Consider the following 21,273-nt stretch of genomic DNA (forward strand, 5'->3'; position numbering starts at 1 on the left):
TATCACCAGAGAATACTGATAGTTTATGAAACTAAATTTAATACCTTCGGAATATCGTTAATTGATTCTAGAATCATCTCTACACCATAGTCTGCAAATAGTTTACGCCTGGCTTCAGGATTTGTACTTGTGCCTACAATTGCACAAAATGTTGTAGGATGTCCTCCTTGTGTTGCATCTTTTGCCATCAGGTAATCTTCCACAGAATCACCAACATACAGACAGTTTTTTGATTTCATAGATTGGACAGCACGAATTAGTGTTGCAGGGTTTGGTTTTGCTAATTCTCTAGGCTCATCCTCTAGAAAAGCCGAGCTTTTAATATCAAAATAATTCAACATATCTTTTAGTGAATAACGAATAGATTCAATTCCTCTGCCAGTAACAACTGCAAGTTTTGTTCCAAATTCTTTTTGTAGTGTTTGTAATAGAAATACAGATAAGATTACTTTATCATTTGAAATCATTCCTTTATCAGAAAACAGTGATTGTTTTCCAAATAATTTTTCATATAGTTCTGGTCCAAAAAAAAGTTGGTCAAATATGGAATAAACAGGATTGTTGTGTCTATCACTTAATGATCCCAGTTTAGATAAAAATTTAGATATATCGCAAAGAGATTCAAGATAAGATTGAACAGAACGTATTCCAGTTTTGTCTGCATTTGAAATTACTTTATAGATAAACTCAGATGGCTCTTTGTTTAGTTTGTTAGCTGCATACAGAGATAATACTGCAGCATATGTCAAATCAACTTCATCATTGAATCCTCCTGATGCTTTAAAGCCATCAATTATCTTGTGATCAATAACAATAGAATCAATTCCTGCAAATTCTTTGAGTACATATCTACATGTTTTGTCAATTGTTTTGTCATAAGATTGTGTGATATCAACTAGAACTCCATCACAATCAAATATTATAGAATCAAATTTTTGATTACTCAATTTTTTATCCTAAAAGATCACGTATTGCTAAAAGGAATTTAGAGTTCATTTCTTTAGTTCCAACAGTAACACGCAAACATCCTGGATGAGAACCAATCTTTCCAAGTTTACGGATAGATATTCCTTGTTCAACTAGTGCAGAAAATACGCGTTTATCTGCACCTTTAGCATCAAATAGTACAAAATTAGCCTTGGAGTCAAATACTGTAAAAGCATCATATTTACGTAAATTCTCTATGATTTTCTTTCTCTCAGACTTGATAATTTCAGATGCATCCTTCATCTGGTCTACCTTATCTAGAGAAGCAATTCCAGCCTCAATTGCAAGAGTATTGAGAGGATATGGGTATTGCAATACCTGATTGAATACTTCAACTATTTTCTTGTTTGCAACAAAGTATCCTAAACGAAGACCCGCAAGACCAAAGGCTTTTGAAAATGTTTTAACAACAATTAGGTTTTCATATTTTTTAGTTAATGAAACAGTTGATGAATCGCCAAATTCTCCATAGGCTTCATCAATAATTATTAGGCCATCAAATTTTTTGATCAAAGATTCTAGTTGTGTTTTTGAGAATTGGAATCCGGTGGGATTGTTTGGTGAATCCAAGTAAAGTATTTGGCATTTTTTTAAATTAGTATCGAATTTTTTAATGTCTAGTTTCATATCAGATGAAAAAGGAATTTTGGTACATGGAATTGAATACAGTTTACATCTTTCTTCAAAGAATCCAAATGTTGGATCTGATGTCAAAATTCTAGTTTTCTTTGATGCCAAATTTGCTAAAAATAGATCTAAAATTTGATCAGATCCGTTTCCAACACCAATCATATTTTCAGGAACTTTTAGATATTTTGATAGTTTTGATACTAATTTTTCAACTCCTCCTAATGGATATTCTCTAACATCAGAATTTGATTTTGCATAAGAAATAATGTCTTGTTGGAATTTTTTATTTATTACAAAATTCTCATTGGAATCTAATTTTAAAACATCATCAAATTTTTCAGGTTTTTTATAACCACCTAATTTGGCATATTCTTCTAATTTTTTTGAATACCAAGAGTTTTTCATTCTAATCTACCTCGTACTGCTTCATAGTGATTGGGTAATCCTTCTGCTAAAGTTAGATTCTTCATAGATTTTGATATTTTCTCTAAATCTTTTTTGGTTGTTTCCACCTTAGTCAGAAGCTTGACAAAGTCTAGTACAGACAAAGAACCTCTAGTTTTTCCAAATCCATTTGTAGGCAAAATGTGGTTTGAGCCTAACAGGTAATCACTAGCTGAAGACGGACTGTTTTTTCCTGATAAAATCAAGCCTGGATTTTTGATTTTGCCCCATTTTTTAGGATTTTTACTAATAATCTCCAAGTGTTCAGGTGCTAAATTATTTGCAATATCGATAATACCAGAAGGTTTGCAGACTCCAATGAATCCATTTGATTCAAGACTTGATTTTACAATCTTTGCACGTTGGATATTTTTAAGTTTAGAGTTTACACTAGATTGAATTTTCTTTGCAATAGAATTTGACGGAGTTAACGCATAACAAAATGTATCAGAAGAATGTTCTGCTTGAGAAATAAGATCTAGTGCTGCAATTTCAGCATCTGTTGCCGAATCAATCACAACTCCTAATTCAGTGGGACCTGCCATCATATCTATTGATACAGTGTTGCTAACAAGATATTTTGCCAAAGTAACAAAGGCACCGCCTGGTCCAACTATTTTGTTTACTTTTTTGATAGAACGAGTGCCATAGGTTAATGCGGCAATTGATTGTACGCCACCTGTTTTGTAGATTTCAGTTGCACCACAAAGATCAGCTGCTACAATTGTTAAAGGATCAATGTTTCCTGAAGAGTTAGGAGGAGACACTACAACAATTCTTTTTACACCTGCAATCTTTGCAGGTATCACTGACATTATTGCTGAACTTGGATATCTTGCTGCACCTCCTGGTACATAACATCCCACACTATCAATTGGTACAAATAACTTTGAGAGTTTTGTTCCACTAGATTTGATAGTAATGTCTTTGAATTGGCGTCGTACTGCAGATTCTGCTTTTGACAGTCTTGATTTTGCAAGTTTGATTGCAGAGATGTCTTCTTTTGAAATTTTAGAGTATGCACTAGCAATATCACGTTGTGATACTCTTAATGATGAAATTTTTGTGCCAAACTTTTTTTCATATTTTTTGACTGCAGCATCACCATTCTTCTTTACATCTTTGAGAATAGATTCTACAATTTTTTGGTTCTTAGAAGAGTTTTTTGTGCCTATTTTCTTTAGAAATTGCTCTGTATTATTTATCGAAATGATTTTCATCAATTTTCTTCGTCACGTTTGATCTCCTCAAGCTCCAGAATTTGTCGTGGTTCATGCACTACTAATCCTTGTGCAATTTTTCGCAGTTTTGGAATTATTTTGTGGAAATCTGATTTTTTGATGATAGTATTAACTCCGTACCAACCAGCTTCACTTAGGGGACTAGTTGTAGGTTTTTTCAAAGATGGTATCTGTTTTAGCAGTTTTGGCAAATTTTTCTCTTCTACATTTAGGTAAATGTGTAGATATTTTTTGCCATGTACTGCCCCTCGCATCAAAGTAACAATATCAAAAATCTTTTCTCGTTTTGCTTTGTCTTTGAGAGATTTTTTGTTTACTATCAAATGTGCAGTTGAAGTAAGAACTTCATCTACAATTTTTAGTTTATTTTGTTTGAGAGTAGTTCCAGTTTCAGTTACATCCATTATTGCATCTACATCTTCTGGAGGTTTTGCTTCTGTAGCACCAAATGATAGATGAATCTGAACAGATTTGTTAGTTCCAATACGTAACCAAGGAGTAACAATTTGGGGATCTTTGTTTCCAAAATATTTTTTGTAAGATTTGCAGCTCTTGATAAAACGAGATGCAGTTGTGAGATATTCAGAAGAGAGTCTCAAAGTCTTTTTCTTTTTAGCATAATCTGCAATCATTGCATCAAGATTCTTGTATCGATAATTATCTGGAAATGCAATAACAAGTCTAATTTTTCCATATTCCAAGTCCAAAATTGGCTCCACGTCAGATTTTGTTTCACCTACCCAATCCTTGCCAGTGATTCCAACATCATACAATCCTTCATTGACTAGAGTTGGAATTTCTTGAGGTCTTAGCATTTTTACAGTAATTTTTGGATCATCAAGGTACACACGATAGGTTCTACTCTTACGATTTACCTTAGTCCAAGATCTCTCTAAGAGTTTGAAGGTAGCATCCTCTAGGCTTCCTTTTGGAATTGCAAATCTTATTTCGGACATGGTATCTCCTTTCAATCTGTCTATATAATAACGTCATTAATTTTGTTCAAGTAATTCTTTTGCTCTATTTACTGAAATGTTATTCTCTTCAATCATCTGAGAAACTATCTTATCAATTTGCTCAGTAGAAGCGCCTGCAGCAGATGCCAAATTTCTTGCATGCAGCCTCATGTGTCCTTTCTGAATTCCATCAGTTGCAAGTGCCCTCATTGCACTAAAATTTTGAGCCAATCCTGTTGCAGTAATTATACATGACATCTCTTTTGCAGATTCAGCAGACAAAATTTTGGTACAAATTTTTGCAACAGGATGAACATTGATTATTCCACCTACAATTCCAACAGATAGAGGGATTTCCAAAGTTCCAACAAGATTTCCATCTGAATCTTTATTCCATTCAGACAATGATCTGTATTGACCAGAACGTGATGCATAAGCATTTGCTGCAGCTTCAATTGCACGACTATCTTGTCCAGTAGCATTAGCTACTGCAATAATTCCATTCATAATTCCCTTGTTGTGAGTCACTGCTCTATACACATCATGTTTTGCAAATTGATATGCATGAATCATATTATCTACAACTTCTTCTCCACCAACTGATTCTTTATCAAAAATAGCCGTTGCCTTTACCATCCGTCTTGTAGAATAGTTAGATAGTATTCTAAGAAGTGTTTTACCTCTAGTTAATTTTTCAATTAAAGGTGCTACACCTTCACACATTGTATTAGTAACATTTGCGCCCATTGCGTCTCCTACATCAATTAGTAATTCAACTATCAACATTGGTTCGAAGTCTGTATCTAGTTTTTTACAAGTAATCTCTTTTGCGCCTTTTCCCATCTTAGAAAGAGTATTACTTTTTGAGTTTGCCAATTCCAGAATTTCTTGTGTATTTTCTTTAATTTTAGAAATTGAATCATCAATATCTGTATCTAAAACCTGAATTTGTCCAATACTATAGGATTCATCAGCCACCACATTGAATCCACCTTTAGATCTTGCAAGTTTGGCAGCTTTTGATGCGGCTGCAATTACAGATGGTTCTTCAATTACCATAGGAACAAGATAATCTTTATTGTTAATTTTGAAGTTAGTTGCTACTCCTAATGGAAGTGAAAAGGTTCCAAATGCATTTTCTACCATTTTGTCTGCTTTATCAAATGTAATTCCACCATCAGGTAATTCTAATGATTTTATGTCATCTTCTGAAAGATTTGCAAAATTTTTGATAACATCTAATCGTTCTTTTCTTGATTTTTCAAAAAATTTTGAAATTGATGAATCAGGCATTTTATTTCAGTATCCTCAATAATTTATCATCATTAGCATCTGGAAAACCTTTTCCATCGGTGTTAGAAGTTATCACATATAGATATCCATCAGGTCCCTGAACCACATCACGAACACGTCCAATTCCACTAAGGATAGATTTTTGAGAACTTAGTCCCTCTTCAAAATCTACCTGATACACGTTTGATGCCCTCATTGAGGCCATAATGAATGGGAATTCAAAATCAAACTTGTCGCCAGTATAAAATAAAATTCCTCCAGGTTCTATACTTGGATCATAACATAAAACCGCATTTTCAAAATTTTCATTTCCAGAGCATTCTTGTTCTGGCCAACCATAATTCTTACCAGATAAAATTACATTAATTTCATCATTTTTTTCAGGTCCAAATTCTGCAACATACAGATTCCCATCATCATCCCAAGTCATTCCTTGAGGATTTCTATGTCCTAAAGAGTAAACAGGGGAATTTGCAAATGGATTATCTTCAGGGATTGAACCATCATCATTTATTCTCAAAATTTTACCTGATAATGAATCAAGATCTTGTGGTAAGTGAGATGAATCAGATGTTGCACCAGTACCTACATACAATTTTTCATCAGGTCCAAATTTGATAAATCCACCATTTGTAAAAGAAGAACCAGGAATTTTATCAAAAATAGTTTCTGCATCTTGTAATTTGTTTTCAGATTCAGTAATTCGTAATATTTTATTCCACAAAGTGTCATCTTCTTCATAAGTCAAAAATACATAGATATGATGATTTTCTGAAAAATTAGGATGTAATGCAATTCCTAACAATCCACCATCAAAAACATCGGCAGCACGTAAAGTAGCAAGTGGGGATTCTATTTGAACATCATTTTCTACAATTATAATAGAACCGTCTTTTTCGGTTACAAAAATTCGATTATCAGATACTGCAATTGAACGAGGTTTATCTAGATTTTTTGCTAAAATTTCTACTGAATCATTATTAGAATTAAAGTTAGGTTCTGGTAATGGAATAGGATCTGATGGAAGTGTTAAAGTGTATACAGAAAAAGCAACTGCAATAACAACAACTGCAATTGAGATTTTTTTATCCATGAAAAATCAAGTTATTCAAATCATATTAATTACTTTCAAGAATTCAATAAAGCGTATATACGGCTCGTGTTAATTTCTGAATCAGCGGGGTGGGGAAGCCAGGTCATCCCGGCGGGCTCATAACCCGCAGTTCAGTAGTTCAAATCTACTCCCCGCTACTTATTTTGATAAACACAAAACCAAGATAGTGAGTTTTTAAAATTATTTGATTTATTGATGATGCCATATCTTTGTTGAGGACGAGTAAGATGTCTATGAGCAGAAATTTTTGGTAAATACAGTTGTTTGTTAATTTTTCTAGTAATGGTTTCAGTTATTTTTTTTGAGGATTTTTTTCCGCATCGAACACATTGAAATCCTTGTTCTTTACCTTTAGATTTCATTTTTTTGTTACACTTTTTACAAATTGGGTTTGATGTTTTGATTTGTTTTTCAAGAGAAATAATATCAATGAATTCTAAATTAATAATTCGAGGAAAGTTTTTTGAAGCCTTTCGGACTCCACCGCCAACGGATATTTTATCACCTTTTACTAGATTTGAGGCAACAATAGACATGCCTGTTGGTTTGTAAACAGCACACCAAAATTCATTATTGTTTGATAGAATTTTGAAAAATACATGACCTCCTTTTGTAATTTTAGGTGAATTTGATACTATACCAGTCAATTTTCCAGAAGCATATGGTTTCATTGTTTCATATGTAAACTCGTTTTTCAAATGATCACCAGTTCCCTGATTAGATTTGAAAATCATGTAACCATCTAATTTTTCTTCACTTTTTAGAATTCTAGTTGCAGAAACTAATGCATCAACATTTTCACCACGGACGCCAAAAAACACAGGATCCGGACCGTGTGGAGTAATTAAAACTCGTCCTTTTTTTGTATCAAAACTATTGAAAGTATCAGGATATGTTTTTTCTTGCATTTTTTTAACGCTGTCTATTGAAATTTTTCTTTCTTTTCCAAATTTTTGTTTTTTACGATAACTTAGTAATTCCAGGGTATGATCATGAAAACTATATCCTATTGCGCCTATTGCACCAACAAGTCCTTGGCCATTTCCTTTGTAAAAATATTCAAGATTATTTTTTTTGACAAATTTTTTTGCATTATTTCTATTAATTAATTGCCACAAAGCTAAGTCACTAAATTTTGTAAATTCAGAAGGGATAGATTCGCTTTCAAAGAAAACTAGTCCAGGGTTAGCTCCATTTTTTGTATCAGAATATTTTGAAACAAGATTTTTTATTTGATTTTTTATTTTTGAAGGATTACTAGTTTTAATTTTAATAGAAACTGCTCCATTTCCACGTGTTTTCCATGGGATATTTGGATTAAATCGGATTAATTTTGGAAAATCAAGAAATTCTGTTTTTTGTTTTTTTAATAAATCAACTACTTTGTATGCTAAAAAAGTTGTACACATGCCCTTTGGAGAATCAGTGTCATCAAATCCAATATTCAAAACAGTCTTTTTTACCATATTGTGTTTAATTGATTCAGACATTTTTAGTTGTTGTAAGATGCAGTTGGTTTAAATTAATAAAATAACATTTCAAGCTAAATTGATCGTCATAGATGAAAAGAGGATTTTTCAGGAAATAGAAGAAAAAAATCCTGCATCAGTTTCATTAAATGGTCCAGATGGGATTTTACCACAGGTACAAGATACTGCAAAAAATATAACAAAAAAATTTGGCATTCCTGCATATGTTTTAGCTGATACTACATGGGGAACTTGTGATTTGAACTCAAATGGCTCCAAAGTTCTTGGTGCAGAAATTCAATTCAACATAGGACATACAATAAACACTGAAACATATGAAAAAAACTTGATTCTAATTGATGCCTATGATGATGTAGAGTTTGACAGTGTGGCAAAAAAATGTGCAGAGATTTTGAAAGGCAAAGTAATTTCTCTAGTAACAGATAGTCAGCATTTGCATCAGGTAGACAAAGTTGAAAAAATTTTAACAGAAAATGGAATTACAGTAAAAATTGGAAAGGGTAAAGGGCAACTAAATGATGGACAAGTATTTGGATGTGAATTTTATCCTGCAACTGACTTGAAAAAAGAAGTTGACGCATATGTTTTCCTAGGACAAAGTAATTTTCATGCATCGGGAATTGCATTATCTACAAATCTACCGACATATGTTTTAGATCCTTACTTTAATGAAGTGAGAGAAGTTACAGACTTTGCACAGAAATTAAAAAAGAAAGCAACTCTTGCCATATACAAAGCAGCTGAAGCAAAAACTTTTGGAGTAATTGTAGGATTGAAAGAAGGGCAATTGTCAAAGGTTTTTGCATTAAAAATCAAAGAAGAGTTAGAAGCAGAAGGAAAGGAAGTTCAGTTATTTGCATTAACAGACATTACAAATGACAGATTAAGAAATCTAAAAGGAATTGACGCATTTATTCAAGTTGCATGTCCCAGAATTTCCACAGATAATCAGTTTGACAAGCCTGTTTTATCATCACCTCAAGCTAATGCATTGTTAAAAATTCTCAGAAATGAAAGTATTGATGGATATTTAGAAATTCCACATTGGTTATGATACTAATTTTTGAAATTTAGGATTATCAGACAATTTTTCAAAGGATTTTGATTTTTTTGCTTTAATTTTGTATTGTTTTCCTTGTAAAATAGATTTTTCAAGTAATGATAATGAATCATCTATTTTTGAAAGCATTGCCAGACTACAAGACTTGTCAAATAACACATCACCATTTTTGGGATAGTCATTCAAAATAACGTTACAACAGGAAATAGAATCATCATATCGAGCCATAGAAAATAGAATTCTTTCTTTGTGATATAGTGCAATATTGTATTTTGGATTAGATTCTAGAATTTTATCACATAGAGATAATCCTTCAGAAAGATTTCCTTGTTTTCTAAATGAAGAGATTTTGTTTACCAAGACAGAAAGATCATCAGGATAGTTTTCAAGGGCAAGGTCATAGCATTTCATAGCATTATCATAGTCTTTGAGTTTACTTAGGGCATATCCTTTATTGTTTAGAGAACTCAAATGATTTGGATTTTCATCTAGAATTTTATCATAATATGAAATTGCTTCACCATATTTTCCTTTTAAAAATAACCTGTTTCCTTCATCTAAAATAGAATTTGTTTTTGGATCATCCATCAACAATCAGCTTGGTTTCATTATGATTTTTCCAAAAAGCCCTTTACCCTTTAACATCTTGGTGTGAGCTTCAACAGCTCTCTCAAGAGGGAATGTTGAATCAATTATAGATTTTATTTTGCCTTTAGACATCCAATAGAATCCTTGTTCTAGTTCAGCTCTTGTTCCTTGAGTTGAGCCTAGAATGTTGAGTCCTTTAAAGAAAATATGTCTAAGATCAGTTTTGGCCATATAGCCAGTAGTAGCACCAGTAGTAATTACAGTACCTCCATAGTTTAGGAGAGTTAGTTCCTTGTTCCAATGAGAACCTCCAATGTGTTCAAAAATTACATCTACGCCAGGAACATCTCCATATGATTTCGGAATTTTTTTTGCAATTGCCCTTACCTCTTTATGCCAATCATCTTTTCTATGATCAATTGCATAATCAGCACCAAGTTCGAGTAATTTATCTAGTTTATCAGGACTAGCAGTTGCAATTACCGTACAACCAAAAAGTTTTGCAATTTGAATTCCATAATTTCCAACTCCAGAACCGCCACCCATAATCAAAACTAATTGGCCAGGTTGAATCTTTGCTCTACCAACTAACATATGCCAAGAAGTCAACATAGTCATTGAAGCAGCTGCTGCTTCTTCATAGGATACACCTTCAGGAATTTTTACAACATTTACTTCTGGAAGATGTGTGTATTCACAATATCCACCCCAAAGAGGACCTGTTTCAAATCCCCAAATAGTTCGTTTTTTACAATCATATTCTCGTCCTGCAGTACATCTTTTACAAACTCTGCAAGACATGTTTCCATGTGAAACTACTCTATCACCTACTTTGAAATTTTTTACATCTTCACCTACTGCAGTTACTTCACCTGCAGCATCAGTTCCAGAAATATGAGGTAATGGAATGGTTAAAGGTTTTCCTCTCATTCCCCAAATATCATCATAATTTAGGGCAGCTGCCTTTACTTTGAAAACGACTTCATTTGATTTCGGTTCAGGAATTGGAAGATCTTTAATTTTTAAAATTTTAGTAAAATCATCATCTGTAGTATATTCATCATAAACCAGAGCCTTCATGATTTTTTTCATATTTGTGTAAATATATGATTTATCAGGATCATTTGAGCCACAAACAATTATAATCATAAAAACAAGAATTTGAGCATGTCAGAAAATGCAACGTTTCCAGGCGAGAAAATAGCATCTATTGAAGAATATGAGGCCGGATACAATGCTTTTGATGATGGAGATATGGTAAGAGCAGCAACCATTGGACAAAAAAACATCGATAAAACTACTAGAACTGCAAATATCAAACATCCAAAGAACCTATCAATACCAAAAGTAGGAGATATTGTTATTGGAACAATTGCAGCAGTAATGTCATCTATGATTGCAGTTTCAATTGATTACATTAATGGAAATCCAACTACATCAAAAGTGGAATGTGTTTGTTCAACAAGAAACATTAGAAAAAGAAATGTTGCATTAGTAAATGATATAGCAAAATTAAAAATTTTAAATCATCTGAATGGTACAATTCATGCAACTATTGATGAGCCAAGTTTGGGAATACTCTTTACAAAATGTCGCAAATGTGGTGGAAAAGTAGTACCTATGAGAGATGCAATAAAATGTACAGAATGTTCATGGATTGATGAAAGAAAACTTTCTACAGACTTTAGTAAAAGCGATTTCGTTAAACTGAGAGAATAATAAAATGATTAGTGTGTCGTTCCAAGGTGAACGGGGTGCATATAGTGAAGCTGCAGCACGATCGTTCTTTGATGAAGATATTGAAACAGTTCCATTTGCAACCTTTGCGGAAGTTTTAGAAAATACATCCAAAGATAAAACAGAATATTCAGTTCTACCTGTAGAGAATTCCTTAGAAGGAAGTGTTGGAGAAAGTTATGATTTGTTATATTCCACACCACTAAATGCAACAGGTGAGATTTATCATAGAATTGAACATTGTCTAATTGGAATTGGTAATAAAGATCAAGTTGATACTGTTTATTCACATCCACAAGCTTTAGGTCAATGTAGAAAATTTATCGAAGACCATAAAATGAAGACAATTCCAGCATATGACACTGCAGGTAGTGTAAAAATAGTCAAAGAGTTAAACAAAGAGAATTGTGCCGGTATAGCAAGTAAGACAGCATCAGCAATCTATGAGGTTCCAATTATTGCAGAAAATATTGCAAATAACTTGAACAATTACACACGATTTTTGATATTATCAAAGAAAGAATCAGAAGTTTCAGGAAATGACAAGACTTCAATAATTTTCTCAATAAAACACGAACCAGGCTCGTTATTTAGAATAATTGAGAATTTTCATAAAAATAATGTAAACCTAACAAAGATAGAATCAAGACCAACTAGAACAAACACTTGGGAATATAATTTCTATGTAGATTTTGAAGGACATCAAAAGGATTCTAAAATATCTGAAATGTTAGAAAAAATCAAACAAGACACGTTATTTTTGAAAGTTTTGGGTTCGTATCCTTCAGCAAAACTAAGCTAAAAGCCTTTAGGCTTTCTTAATGTAAATCCCATACTAAATCCAATGATTACCATTCCAGAGATAATGACCATGAGATCAAAAGTGAACCAAATTGGATCAGAGCTTCTAATCAAAGTTCCTGTAATCTCTAGTTCAGTATTTCCAGTATTCTGAATTTGTATTCCTGTTGCACCATCTTCATTATGAACCCACTCTAGTGTTGTCTCTTTTTTGTATGATGTCTTTGGAATTTGTAATCCTTCACCAGGACTTTGTAACTTTAAATCAAAAGAATCACCCACAATTGTCATTGTTTGTGGAGTTCCAGCAGGAGCAGGAATTGTGTAAACTGTTGAATCACCAGTACCAACAATATAATTTTCATGAATTGTGATTGTTCCAATATGTGTGATTAAGGAATATCCACCAATTCCAATAATTATGCTACCAACAACCAGTCCAATTATAGTTCGTTTTGATAACATGATTCAACCAATCTCAATACTGCTTAAAAAATTATCTACATTAAAGAAACATCATGAGGCTGACTTTCTGCAAATCCAGCTCTTGACATTTTGATAAATTCTGCATTTTCTTGCATTTGTGGGATTGTGTGTGCACCACAATAACTCAAGCCTGAACGAACACCACCTGCAAGTTGTTTTAGAATGTCAGTTACTGTTCCTTTGTATGGAACCATAGCCTCGACTCCTTCTGCGACATAATCATTCAAGTCATCATCAAGTGAAATTGAGCCTGTTTCTTTTGATTTTCTTCCAATTGAGGCTGCAAGAGATGCCATTCCACGATAAACTTTGAAACGTTTTCCATTTTTAGTTAAAACTGTACCAGGTGATTCATCAGTTCCACCAAGCATACTTCCAACCATTACAGATGAGGCTCCCGCAGCTAATGCTTTTGTTGCATCACCGGATGTTCTAGTACCACCATCAGATATAATTGGAATTCCATGATCATTTCCAATTTTTGCACAATCCATTACTGCAGTTAATTGTGGGACACCTGAACCAGTAATTACTCTAGTAATACAAATTGAACCAGAACCTACACCAACTTTTACTGCATCAACACCAGCTTTAATCAAGTCTTCAGCACCTTGAGCAGTTGCAATATTTCCTGCAATTAATTCACAATTAGGAAATGCTTTTTTGATATTTCTAACTGTACTAATTGCGTTCTCACTATGACCATGTGCAATGTCAACAACTAAAACATCTGCTCCGGCATCCAATAGAGATTCACTTCTTTCTAAAAAGTCACCTTTGACACCAACTGCAGCTCCAACCAAAGGTCTTCCTTTCTTATCTTTGGAGGCATTTGGATAATCAGTATTATTTGTGATATCCTTACTTGTAATCAATCCCTTGATGATACCAGAGTCATCAACAATTGGAAGTTTTTCAATCCTATGTTTATGCAAAATATCTTTAGCTTCATCCAAAGACACACCAGGTTTTGCAGTAACAACATCTTTTGTCATAACTTCAGCAATTGTTCCATTTGAACCAGCAAAAAGTAAATCTCTTTCAGTAACAATTCCAACTAGTTTAGAATTAGAGTCAACAACTAATAATCCAGAAATTTCTTTGTCTTCAGCATAATCCAATGCATCCTGAATAGATTTGTCTGATGATATAGAATATGGATTTTCAATCATAACACTACCTGAACGCTTTACCTTAAGCACCTCATTTGCCTGCTCTTGAATGGTCAAAAATCTATGAATAATTCCTATTCCACCAGCACGAGCCATGGTTGCAGCCATAGAAGATTCTGTGACTGTATCCATATTTGCACTTACAAAGGGAATGTTAATTGTGATATTTCGAGATAATTTTGTGCTTAGATCGGTCTGACTTCTACTTGTGATATCTGAATATTTGGGTACAAGAAGAACGTCATCAAAAGTTAATCCTTCTTTGAATTCCAATGAAACCTTGTTAAGAAAGTTGAATATTGATTATAAGCCTTTGTGTTATTTTTTCAGGTTTGATCCAATGGTTATTGCATCTTTTGTTGCTTTTACGTTATGTGTACGTACAATGTCTGCGCCGTTAGTGACAGATATTGATTCAGCAGCAATAGAACCAAACAACCGATCAGATGGATTTTTGTTCAGAATTTTTCCAAGAAAAGATTTGTTTGAAACTGAGATCAAAATAGGGTATCTTCCCTTTATAGAATTCAAATTTTGAATTATAGTTAGATCTCTTTTTACCCAATCAGATTTAATTTTTGTAAAAAATGGGCCTTTTCCTTCTTTTCTAAAAAATCCAATAGAAGGATCTAAGACAATTTTATTTGAAGATACATGAGATTTCTTTGCAATTTTCAAACTTTCTTGAAGTAGTTTTGTTGTAACAGACACAGCATTTCCAGTTACAGTTTTTGAATCAAACGCACATAAAATCAAAGATGGAGAAAAGTCTGAAATAACGTCTTTCATTTTTTTATCATACTTTAAACCAGAAATATCATTGATAATTTCGACACCATGCTCTAAGGCATCCCTTGCAGGTTTTGCCCTACACGTATCAACAGAAATTGGAATGTTAGATACATTTTGAATGATTTTTACAGCATCAAGAATTCTTTTGGATTCAGTTTTTTCAGACACAATAGTAGATAGATATGGTGCAGTAGACATTCCACCGACATCAATGAAATCAACACCGTCATTTTCCATCTCTTGAATGGAATTTTTTATATGAGTTTTAGTAATGTGGATAGATTTTTTGTAAAATGACTCGGGACTAGTATTCAAAATACCCATTATTCGAACTGGATTTTTGCCTCCAACACCCACATTTGCAATTCTAGTCACATGGTTTATCAAAAACTAATGCAATTTGAGTCATATGATGATTTCAGGTTGGAAAACAAAGTATTCAGATATTTTAAGAGAATTCAATTATGATGAGCAAAAAGACAAAAAATCAGCCACGGTATTGAATACAATTCTAAAGAAATCAAAAACAGATGAAAAGATTCATGATTTGATACAAGGAAATACTGTATTTGTCATAGGTTCTGGTCCATCATTATCATCTGCAATTCCAAAATTAAAGAAACTAAAGAAAGAAATCAAAATTGCAGCAGATAGTTCACTAAAGCCATTATTAGAAAATGGTATTATTCCAGATATTGTTGTAACAGATCTAGATGGGGACGAGAGTTCGTTAAAAAAAATTGCAAAAAAAACAATTTTTGTTGTTCATGCACATGGAGACAACATTGAGAAATTAGAGTTTGTGAAAAAATTCAAAAATTGTATTGGAACTACACAAACAAAACCATTTAAAAAAATACAAAATTTTGGAGGATTTACAGATGGGGACAGATGTGTGTTTCTAGCAAATCACTTTGAAGCAAAAAAGATCATTTTATTTGGAATGGATTTTGGAAATAGGATAGGCAAGTTTTCAAATACAAAAAAATCTGAAAGAAAAATAAAATTAAAGAAATTAAAGAAAGGAAAATCGCTCTTAGAATGGTTATCTACGAAGACAAAAGCAGAACTATTTACCACTTCAACTAGGATTCAAGGATTTGAGAAAATACCATACAAAAGCCTGGATATTATAATTACCTAGAATGCATTTAATACCCATTCCTCATTTATCAAATTATGAAATTTTCAGAGGAACAAATGAAAGGAATTGTTACTTTGAAGGAAAGTTTGATCGAGCAAGTCGACAAACATCATGAAGCCATAGAGGCTTTAGAAAAAAATATTACAATTTTAGATCTGTTCTTAAAAGAATCTAGTTTTACCAAAGCATCACAATTAACATCCACAGAAAAAGTTGAGCCTCAAAAAATCAAAGAGTCAGTCAGAGAGGTACAAAATTCAATCCCAATTACGCAGGGAAAAGATGGAAAAGTTATTGCCAATGCATTTGTTACGCCTGAACAAGTCTCAATAGTATTAGATGACAATGTAGAGATTAGTGCAGATACACCTCCTTTCAAATCATTTTTCCTAGATAGAATAATTGGAGAAATGAAAAAGAAAGATTCAGCAGATGTAGAAAATGGGAAAATCCAACAAGAATCAATAATTGATTATATAATTAACAAAAATGGCTCAGACATTAGAGAAATAATTATCAAAAATTACAGACAAAAAGAAAGAGTAAACGAACTAATCAATACAGCAGGATGGTCATTATCAAGAATGCTAGAGAATATCAACAAGTGATTGTATGGATAAGATTGTAGTTTTAGATTTTGGGTCACAGTACAGTCATTTGATTTGTAGAAGAATCAGGGAATTTTCAGTATATGCAGAGCTAGTTCCTTTTGATATCAGTTATGAGGAATTACAAAAACATAATCCAAAAGGAATAATTTTTTCTGGAGGACCATCTAGTGTGTATAGTTCAGATGCACCAGTTCCAGAAAGTAAAATTTTTGATATGAATCTACCATTACTTGGAATTTGTTATGGTCATCAATTAATTGTAAACAAGTATGGAGGGAAAGTGAAAAGAGCAAACAAAGAATATGGTTCATCACTACTTACAATTGATAATGATAAAGATTTGCTAAATGGGGTTGGCGAATCAGTAAGAGCATGGATGAGTCACGGTGATGAGGCAGAAGAGATTCCTCCTGGCTTTCAAGTTATAGGCCACACAGAAAGTGCAAAAGCTGCTGCAATAGCATCAGACGAAAAATTAGTTTATGGTATTCAATTCCATCCAGAAGTTGTTCACACAGAACAAGGAACAGAAATTCTCAAAAATTTTGTTTTGAAGGTTTGTGGAGCAAAACAAGACTGGACGATGGAAGGTTTTATTGATTCTGCAGTTGAAAAAATCTCAAAAATTGAAGGAAATGTGCTTTGTGGAGTTAGTGGAGGAATAGATTCCACAGTAGCAGCATTGTTGATTCACAAAGCCATAGGAGACAGACTCAAATGTGTTTTTGTCAATAATGGATTGTTAAGACTAAACGAGGAAAAAGAGATTGAAGAAATGTTCAAAGACAATTTCAATGTGAATTTTACATCAATTAATGCAGTAGACAAGTTTCTTGACAAGCTCAAAGGTGTTGAAGATCCTGAGAAAAAGAGAATGATTGTAGGTGAAGAATTCGTTAATGTGTTTACAGAATTTGCTGAAAAAAATGGTCCATTCAAATGGTTAGCACAAGGAACTCTTTATCCAGATGTAATTGAAAGTGGGGTTTCAAAAGGACCAGCTGATGTAATAAAATCACATCATAATGTGGGAGGATTACCTGATTGGCTTAATTTAGAAATTTTAGAACCACTAAGAGAACTATACAAAGATGAAGTAAGAATGATTGCAAAAATTCTTGAAGTTCCAGAAAAGCTTTTCATGAGACATCCTTTCCCAGGTCCAGGTTTAGCTGTAAGAATCATAGGAGAAGTTACACCAACCAAGTTGCAAATTTCAAAAGTTGCAAGTAAAATTGTGGAAGATGAGTTAGTAGAAGCTGGTATGTATGGTAAAGTTTGGCAAGCTTATGCAGCAGTTGGAGATGACAGAGCAGTAGGTGTTGTTGGAGATGAAAGAAAATATGGAAACATTGTAATGATTAGAGTTGTGGATTCAATTGATGCAATGACTGCAGACTGGACAAGACTGCCACATGGACTATTAGAAAAGATGAGTAATAGAATAACAAATGAAATCGAAGATGTTACTTGGGTGACATATACTATTTCAAGCAAGCCTCCTGCAACAATTGAGCCTCAATAGGTGAAGAAGTTGGAATACGAAAAAATTTGTGACGATGTTTTAAAATCTGACAAAAAAATTAGATATGTAGGAGTCTATGACTATGGGGAACTACATGACAAGATGCGTCAAGGGGTAGAAAGTTTTCTTTCAAGAGAAGAAACAGAGTTATCATTGTCTCAAGCAGTTTATCGTTGGTCTACACGTAAAAAAACATCAGATAAGATTGGAAAACCAATATTTGCACTGGCAAAATACGAAAAAATCTACAGAGTAACAATTCCAGTTGGAGGTGCAGGACTAATTTTGATTAGTACGGAATTAGATGCAAACGTAAATGAAATAGTAGACAAGGTTCTAGAAATCAAAAATAAATACTCGGAATAATTTGTGATGAATATGGATTTTCATGTTTTTGATACATATGTCAAGGCAAAAGATGGCCATACAATGCATTTTGATGTTGTAACAGACAACAATAATGTAGAAAAGGCAATTTCTTATGCAAAAGAATGGCTCAATACAATTGGAGAAGAAAATTCCAAAGTAACAACTGAAGAATGTAAATTTTGCCACACACAATCAGTTCCAGAAGATATTGAAATTGAAATAATGACTAATGGTTATTTTATTTCAAAAATGGAAGGATGTCCTGAATAATTAATTTAATAAAGCAGCACCAAAAACACCAGCAGAATCTCCTAATTCATTTTTCAAAATAGGAGTATCAACTAAATCTGAAAAAACTTTTTCATAAACTGAATTTTTTCCTTCAGTATACAAAAAATCAATATTTGATAAACCACCTCCAAGAACAATCACATCAGGATCCAAAATATCAATCACATTTGCAAGACCAAAACCAAAGTTTTCTAAGAATTCATCTTTCCACATTTTTCCTAAATCATTATCAAGGTTTGAGAGGATTTCAGGCATAGATTTTGTTTGTCCTGAGAGTAATTTCCAATTTTTTTCCAATGCAGGACCGCTGATGTAGGTCTCCACACATCCAGTTTTTCCACAATAACAAGAATTTCCATTACGATGTAATGTGTGGTGCCCCCATTCTCCAGCAATGTTGGTTCTTCCGGAGTGTAGTTTTTTATTAACAACAATCCCTCCACCAACACCAGTTCCCATAATTACACCAAAAACAGAATCAAAATTTTTTGCAACGCCCATTTTTGTTTCTGCCATAACAAAACAATTAGCATCATTTTCCATAGAGACTTTTTTGTTTAATTTTTCTTCAAGATCTTCTTTGAGTGGTTTTCCAATTAAACATTGGGTGTTACTGTTTTTTATCAAGCCAGTTTTTTTGGAAATTGCACCAGGAGTACATATCCCTAAAGAAAAATCTGAAACATTACTTGATATTTCTGAAACTAAATTTGAAATGGTATTAATTATTTCAGAATAGTTTTCTTTTGGAGTAGAGACTCTTTTTCTTTCCAACACATTTAGTGAATCATCCAATAGAATTGCTTCAATTTTTGTTCCACCTAAGTCAACACCTAATTTGTACAACAATAACTTATGAAAATTAGAATGCTTAAGTTTTAATCAATTATCCCATTGGGGGCATGCCGCCGCCACCTGGGCCACCAGATACTGCAATTACATCATCAATTCTAAGAATCATACATGCAGCTTCTGTGGCAGATTTGATAATCTGTTCTTTAACAGCAATTGGTTCTACAACATCAATAGAAAGCATATCTGCAATCTTTGTGTTTTTAGCATCAATACCAGTCCACTTGCGACCTTGGTTTTGTTTTGCTCTCAAGTTTGCCATTGTGTCAATTGGATCCATTCCTGCATTCTCAGCTATGGTTAATGGAATTACTTCTAGTGCTTCAGCGTATTTTTTAATTGCAAGTTGTTCTCGTCCATCAAAATTATCAGCCCAATCTTTGAGTTGAGAGGCTGCAAATGATTCTGGTGCACCTCCACCTGCTACAATTTCTGGTTTTTCAATTACATCTTTTACTACCATGAGAGAATCATGAATAGAGCGGTCAACCTCATCAATTACTCTTTGAGAGCCACCACGAATCAACATGGTAACAGACTGTGGATGTTTACATCCTTCAATGAATACCCATTTATCAGATTCAACTTTCTTTTGGTGAACCAAATTAGCAGAACCTAGATCTTTTTCTGAAAGATCATCAATGTTACTAATTACACGACCGCCAGTTGCTTTTGCTAGTTTAATCATATCGCTTTCTTTTACTCGGCGTACTGCCATGATTCCGTTTTTGGCAAGATAGTGTTGTGCAATGTCATCAATTCCTTTTTGACAAATCAATACATTGACTCCAATGTCATGTAATTTGTCAACCATTGTTTTGAGCATTCTATTTTCTTCTTCTAAGAACATTTGCATCTGAGTTGGATCTGAAATTCTAATTTCAGAACTCATTTCAGTTTTTTCAATTTCAAGTGCAGAGTTAAGCAAAGCAATGTGTGCCTTGTCAACTTTTGTAGGCATTCCACTGTGAACAATTTCTTTATCTAAAACAATTCCTTTTACAATTTGAGTGTCTTGGATTGAACCACCAGATTTCTTTTCAACTTTAATGTTTTCAAGGTCAACAAAATAATCTTCACCTTTCTTTGTAACTATGCTAAGAATAGCATCAACTACAATTTTTGATAAGATATCACTGTCTTCTGAAATTAATTTTGATTGCATGCTTGTTGTAGCAATTTTAATGAGTGATTCTTTATCATCAGGTTTGATTTTCTTTGATAATTCAGAATAGATTTCAAGAGTTTTTTCTGCAGCAGTTTGATAACCGTCAATAATTGTTGAAGAATGAACGTCTTTTTTGAGAAGTTCTTCTGCTTTAGCTAAAAGTGTACCTCCAAAAACTACAGAAGAAGTAGTACCATCGCCAACCTCATTATCAACAGTTTTTGAAATTTCAACCATCATTTTGGCTGCAGGATGTTGGACATCAATTTCTTTGAGAATTGTTGCACCATCATTTGTAATAGTAACATCACCTAAGGAATCAACTAACATTTTATCGAGACCGCGGGGTCCAAGACTACTTTTTACTAATTCTGTAACTAACTTTGCTGCTGCAATGTTGTTTTGTTGAGCGTCTTTACCTTTTTGTTGTAATGCGCTCTCTTTGAGCACTAAAACAGGTCCATTTGGTCCTTGTTGAATTGATGCCATTTAGATTCAGCTTCAATCCCCCGAATCCCCCTT

The 21,273-nt window shown here is 33.2% G+C and carries 22 protein-coding genes and 1 tRNA gene; 9 read left to right on the forward strand and 14 right to left on the reverse strand.

Annotation, left to right across the window (positions count from 1 at the left end):
* Window positions 1-23: 23 nt before the first annotated feature.
* The 6 genes from ACQY2P_RS06495 to ACQY2P_RS06520 are packed head-to-tail and all read right to left on the reverse strand — an operon-like array spanning window position 24 to window position 6,644.
* Window positions 24-947 carry an HAD family hydrolase gene (locus ACQY2P_RS06495; protein ID WP_428325855.1) on the reverse strand — a complete coding sequence of 308 codons (924 nt, stop codon included), beginning with the start codon at window positions 945-947 and terminating at the stop codon, window positions 24-26.
* Between the two features lie 4 nt (window positions 948-951).
* Entirely contained in the window at window positions 952-2,022 is a 1,071-nt protein-coding gene (hisC, locus tag ACQY2P_RS06500; RefSeq protein ID WP_428325856.1) for a histidinol-phosphate transaminase, read from the reverse strand.
* Complete coding sequence (gene hisD / locus ACQY2P_RS06505; RefSeq protein WP_428325857.1) at window positions 2,019-3,281, reverse strand: histidinol dehydrogenase; 1,263 nt, start codon at window positions 3,279-3,281, stop codon at window positions 2,019-2,021. Before hisD ends, hisC begins: the two co-directional genes overlap by 4 nt.
* On the reverse strand, window positions 3,281-4,258 hold the full coding sequence (gene hisG / locus ACQY2P_RS06510) for an ATP phosphoribosyltransferase (RefSeq protein WP_428325858.1): 978 nt from the start codon (window positions 4,256-4,258) through the stop codon (window positions 3,281-3,283). The genes hisD and hisG overlap by 1 nt, the downstream gene beginning before the upstream one ends.
* A gap of 36 nt (window positions 4,259-4,294) precedes the next feature.
* A complete protein-coding gene (locus ACQY2P_RS06515) occupies window positions 4,295-5,551 on the reverse strand; it encodes a hydroxymethylglutaryl-CoA reductase, degradative (protein WP_428325859.1) in 1,257 nt (418 codons plus the stop codon).
* Window position 5,552: 1 nt separating this feature from the next.
* Window positions 5,553-6,644, reverse strand: a complete 1,092-nt coding sequence (locus tag ACQY2P_RS06520; protein WP_428325860.1) for a PQQ-dependent sugar dehydrogenase — start codon at window positions 6,642-6,644, stop codon at window positions 5,553-5,555.
* A gap of 83 nt (window positions 6,645-6,727) precedes the next feature.
* Here ACQY2P_RS06520 and ACQY2P_RS06525 point away from each other — a divergent pair.
* Window positions 6,728-6,802: transfer RNA gene (locus ACQY2P_RS06525), tRNA-Met, on the forward strand.
* Here the strand turns inward: ACQY2P_RS06525 and ACQY2P_RS06530 are convergent.
* Window positions 6,800-8,155, reverse strand: coding sequence for a TiaS agmantine-binding domain-containing protein (locus ACQY2P_RS06530; protein ID WP_428325861.1), 1,356 nt, complete (start codon window positions 8,153-8,155; stop codon window positions 6,800-6,802). The genes ACQY2P_RS06525 and ACQY2P_RS06530 overlap by 3 nt on opposite strands.
* Window positions 8,156-8,213: 58 nt before the next feature.
* Here ACQY2P_RS06530 and dph2 point away from each other — a divergent pair, with 58 nt between their 5' ends.
* Window positions 8,214-9,209 carry a diphthamide biosynthesis enzyme Dph2 gene (gene dph2 / locus ACQY2P_RS06535; RefSeq protein WP_428325862.1) on the forward strand — a complete coding sequence of 332 codons (996 nt, stop codon included), beginning with the start codon at window positions 8,214-8,216 and terminating at the stop codon, window positions 9,207-9,209.
* On the opposite strand, the gene ACQY2P_RS06540 is transcribed toward dph2, so the two are convergent.
* Window positions 9,204-9,803 (reverse strand): tetratricopeptide repeat protein, encoded by a 600-nt coding sequence (locus ACQY2P_RS06540; RefSeq protein ID WP_428325863.1) that lies wholly within the window; start codon window positions 9,801-9,803, stop codon window positions 9,204-9,206. The two genes, dph2 and ACQY2P_RS06540, sit on opposite strands and share 6 nt — an antisense overlap.
* A 6-nt stretch (window positions 9,804-9,809) precedes the next feature.
* A complete protein-coding gene (locus ACQY2P_RS06545) occupies window positions 9,810-10,883 on the reverse strand; it encodes a zinc-binding dehydrogenase (protein WP_428327275.1) in 1,074 nt (357 codons plus the stop codon).
* Between the two features lie 87 nt (window positions 10,884-10,970).
* On the opposite strand from ACQY2P_RS06545, the gene ACQY2P_RS06550 reads away from it, so the two are divergent.
* The gene (locus ACQY2P_RS06550; protein WP_428325864.1) at window positions 10,971-11,522 is read left to right on the forward strand and encodes an exosome complex RNA-binding protein Csl4; all 552 of its coding nucleotides are present in this window, start codon (window positions 10,971-10,973) and stop codon (window positions 11,520-11,522) included.
* A 4-nt stretch (window positions 11,523-11,526) separates the two neighbouring features.
* Entirely contained in the window at window positions 11,527-12,342 is an 816-nt protein-coding gene (gene pheA / locus ACQY2P_RS06555; RefSeq protein ID WP_428325865.1) for a prephenate dehydratase, read from the forward strand.
* On the opposite strand, the gene ACQY2P_RS06560 is transcribed toward pheA, so the two are convergent.
* The 3 genes from ACQY2P_RS06560 to folP are packed head-to-tail and all read right to left on the reverse strand — an operon-like array spanning window position 12,339 to window position 15,166.
* Window positions 12,339-12,806, reverse strand: a complete 468-nt coding sequence (locus ACQY2P_RS06560) for a hypothetical protein (protein ID WP_428325866.1) — start codon at window positions 12,804-12,806, stop codon at window positions 12,339-12,341. The two genes, pheA and ACQY2P_RS06560, sit on opposite strands and share 4 nt — an antisense overlap.
* 35 nt (window positions 12,807-12,841) lie before the next feature.
* Window positions 12,842-14,272, reverse strand: coding sequence for an IMP dehydrogenase (guaB, locus tag ACQY2P_RS06565; protein ID WP_428325867.1), 1,431 nt, complete (start codon window positions 14,270-14,272; stop codon window positions 12,842-12,844).
* Window positions 14,273-14,317: 45 nt separating this feature from the next.
* Window positions 14,318-15,166, reverse strand: coding sequence for a dihydropteroate synthase (gene folP / locus ACQY2P_RS06570; protein ID WP_428325868.1), 849 nt, complete (start codon window positions 15,164-15,166; stop codon window positions 14,318-14,320).
* Window positions 15,167-15,200: 34 nt separating this feature from the next.
* Here folP and ACQY2P_RS06575 point away from each other — a divergent pair, with 34 nt between their 5' ends.
* Genes ACQY2P_RS06575 through ACQY2P_RS06595 form a run of 5 tightly spaced genes read left to right on the forward strand, consistent with a single transcriptional unit; the run spans window position 15,201 to window position 18,710 of the window.
* On the forward strand, window positions 15,201-15,935 hold the full coding sequence (locus ACQY2P_RS06575; RefSeq protein ID WP_428325869.1) for a 6-hydroxymethylpterin diphosphokinase MptE-like protein: 735 nt from the start codon (window positions 15,201-15,203) through the stop codon (window positions 15,933-15,935).
* Window positions 15,936-15,970: 35 nt separating this feature from the next.
* Complete coding sequence (locus ACQY2P_RS06580; RefSeq protein ID WP_428325870.1) at window positions 15,971-16,543, forward strand: hypothetical protein; 573 nt, start codon at window positions 15,971-15,973, stop codon at window positions 16,541-16,543.
* Between the two features lie 4 nt (window positions 16,544-16,547).
* The gene (gene guaA / locus ACQY2P_RS06585; protein ID WP_428325871.1) at window positions 16,548-18,071 is read left to right on the forward strand and encodes a glutamine-hydrolyzing GMP synthase; all 1,524 of its coding nucleotides are present in this window, start codon (window positions 16,548-16,550) and stop codon (window positions 18,069-18,071) included.
* Window positions 18,072-18,437, forward strand: coding sequence for a hypothetical protein (locus ACQY2P_RS06590; RefSeq protein WP_428325872.1), 366 nt, complete (start codon window positions 18,072-18,074; stop codon window positions 18,435-18,437).
* Between the two features lie 12 nt (window positions 18,438-18,449).
* Entirely contained in the window at window positions 18,450-18,710 is a 261-nt protein-coding gene (locus ACQY2P_RS06595; RefSeq protein ID WP_428325873.1) for a DUF2024 family protein, read from the forward strand.
* Here the strand turns inward: ACQY2P_RS06595 and ACQY2P_RS06600 are convergent, their stop codons facing one another.
* Both ACQY2P_RS06600 and thsB read right to left on the reverse strand, forming a co-directional pair.
* The gene (locus tag ACQY2P_RS06600; protein WP_428325874.1) at window positions 18,711-19,580 is read right to left on the reverse strand and encodes an ROK family protein; all 870 of its coding nucleotides are present in this window, start codon (window positions 19,578-19,580) and stop codon (window positions 18,711-18,713) included.
* A 37-nt stretch (window positions 19,581-19,617) separates the two neighbouring features.
* The gene (gene thsB / locus ACQY2P_RS06605; RefSeq protein ID WP_428325875.1) at window positions 19,618-21,240 is read right to left on the reverse strand and encodes a thermosome subunit beta; all 1,623 of its coding nucleotides are present in this window, start codon (window positions 21,238-21,240) and stop codon (window positions 19,618-19,620) included.
* Window positions 21,241-21,273 lie beyond the last annotated feature (33 nt).

This window comes from Candidatus Nitrosopumilus sp., assembly GCF_965262695.1.
Lineage (GTDB): Archaea > Thermoproteota > Nitrososphaeria > Nitrososphaerales > Nitrosopumilaceae > Nitrosopumilus.

What these genes read in the sequence shown, in the direction of transcription:
- ACQY2P_RS06550 (WP_428325864.1), top strand. Translation starts at nt 10,971, where the DNA reads ATGTCAGAAAATGCAACGTTTCCAGGCGAGAAAATAGCATCTATTGAA.
- ACQY2P_RS06520 (WP_428325860.1), bottom strand. Translation starts at nt 6,644, where the DNA reads ATGGATAAAAAAATCTCAATTGCAGTTGTTGTTATTGCAGTTGCTTTT.
- hisG (WP_428325858.1), bottom strand. Translation starts at nt 4,258, where the DNA reads ATGTCCGAAATAAGATTTGCAATTCCAAAAGGAAGCCTAGAGGATGCT.
- thsB (WP_428325875.1), bottom strand. Translation starts at nt 21,240, where the DNA reads ATGGCATCAATTCAACAAGGACCAAATGGACCTGTTTTAGTGCTCAAA.
- hisD (WP_428325857.1), bottom strand. Translation starts at nt 3,281, where the DNA reads ATGAAAATCATTTCGATAAATAATACAGAGCAATTTCTAAAGAAAATA.
- pheA (WP_428325865.1), top strand. Translation starts at nt 11,527, where the DNA reads ATGATTAGTGTGTCGTTCCAAGGTGAACGGGGTGCATATAGTGAAGCT.
- ACQY2P_RS06580 (WP_428325870.1), top strand. Translation starts at nt 15,971, where the DNA reads ATGAAATTTTCAGAGGAACAAATGAAAGGAATTGTTACTTTGAAGGAA.
- guaA (WP_428325871.1), top strand. Translation starts at nt 16,548, where the DNA reads ATGGATAAGATTGTAGTTTTAGATTTTGGGTCACAGTACAGTCATTTG.
- ACQY2P_RS06575 (WP_428325869.1), top strand. Translation starts at nt 15,201, where the DNA reads ATGATGATTTCAGGTTGGAAAACAAAGTATTCAGATATTTTAAGAGAA.
- hisC (WP_428325856.1), bottom strand. Translation starts at nt 2,022, where the DNA reads ATGAAAAACTCTTGGTATTCAAAAAAATTAGAAGAATATGCCAAATTA.
- ACQY2P_RS06560 (WP_428325866.1), bottom strand. Translation starts at nt 12,806, where the DNA reads ATGTTATCAAAACGAACTATAATTGGACTGGTTGTTGGTAGCATAATT.
- ACQY2P_RS06545 (WP_428327275.1), bottom strand. Translation starts at nt 10,883, where the DNA reads ATGAAGGCTCTGGTTTATGATGAATATACTACAGATGATGATTTTACT.
- ACQY2P_RS06530 (WP_428325861.1), bottom strand. Translation starts at nt 8,155, where the DNA reads ATGTCTGAATCAATTAAACACAATATGGTAAAAAAGACTGTTTTGAAT.
- ACQY2P_RS06595 (WP_428325873.1), top strand. Translation starts at nt 18,450, where the DNA reads ATGGATTTTCATGTTTTTGATACATATGTCAAGGCAAAAGATGGCCAT.
- ACQY2P_RS06540 (WP_428325863.1), bottom strand. Translation starts at nt 9,803, where the DNA reads ATGGATGATCCAAAAACAAATTCTATTTTAGATGAAGGAAACAGGTTA.
- ACQY2P_RS06515 (WP_428325859.1), bottom strand. Translation starts at nt 5,551, where the DNA reads ATGCCTGATTCATCAATTTCAAAATTTTTTGAAAAATCAAGAAAAGAA.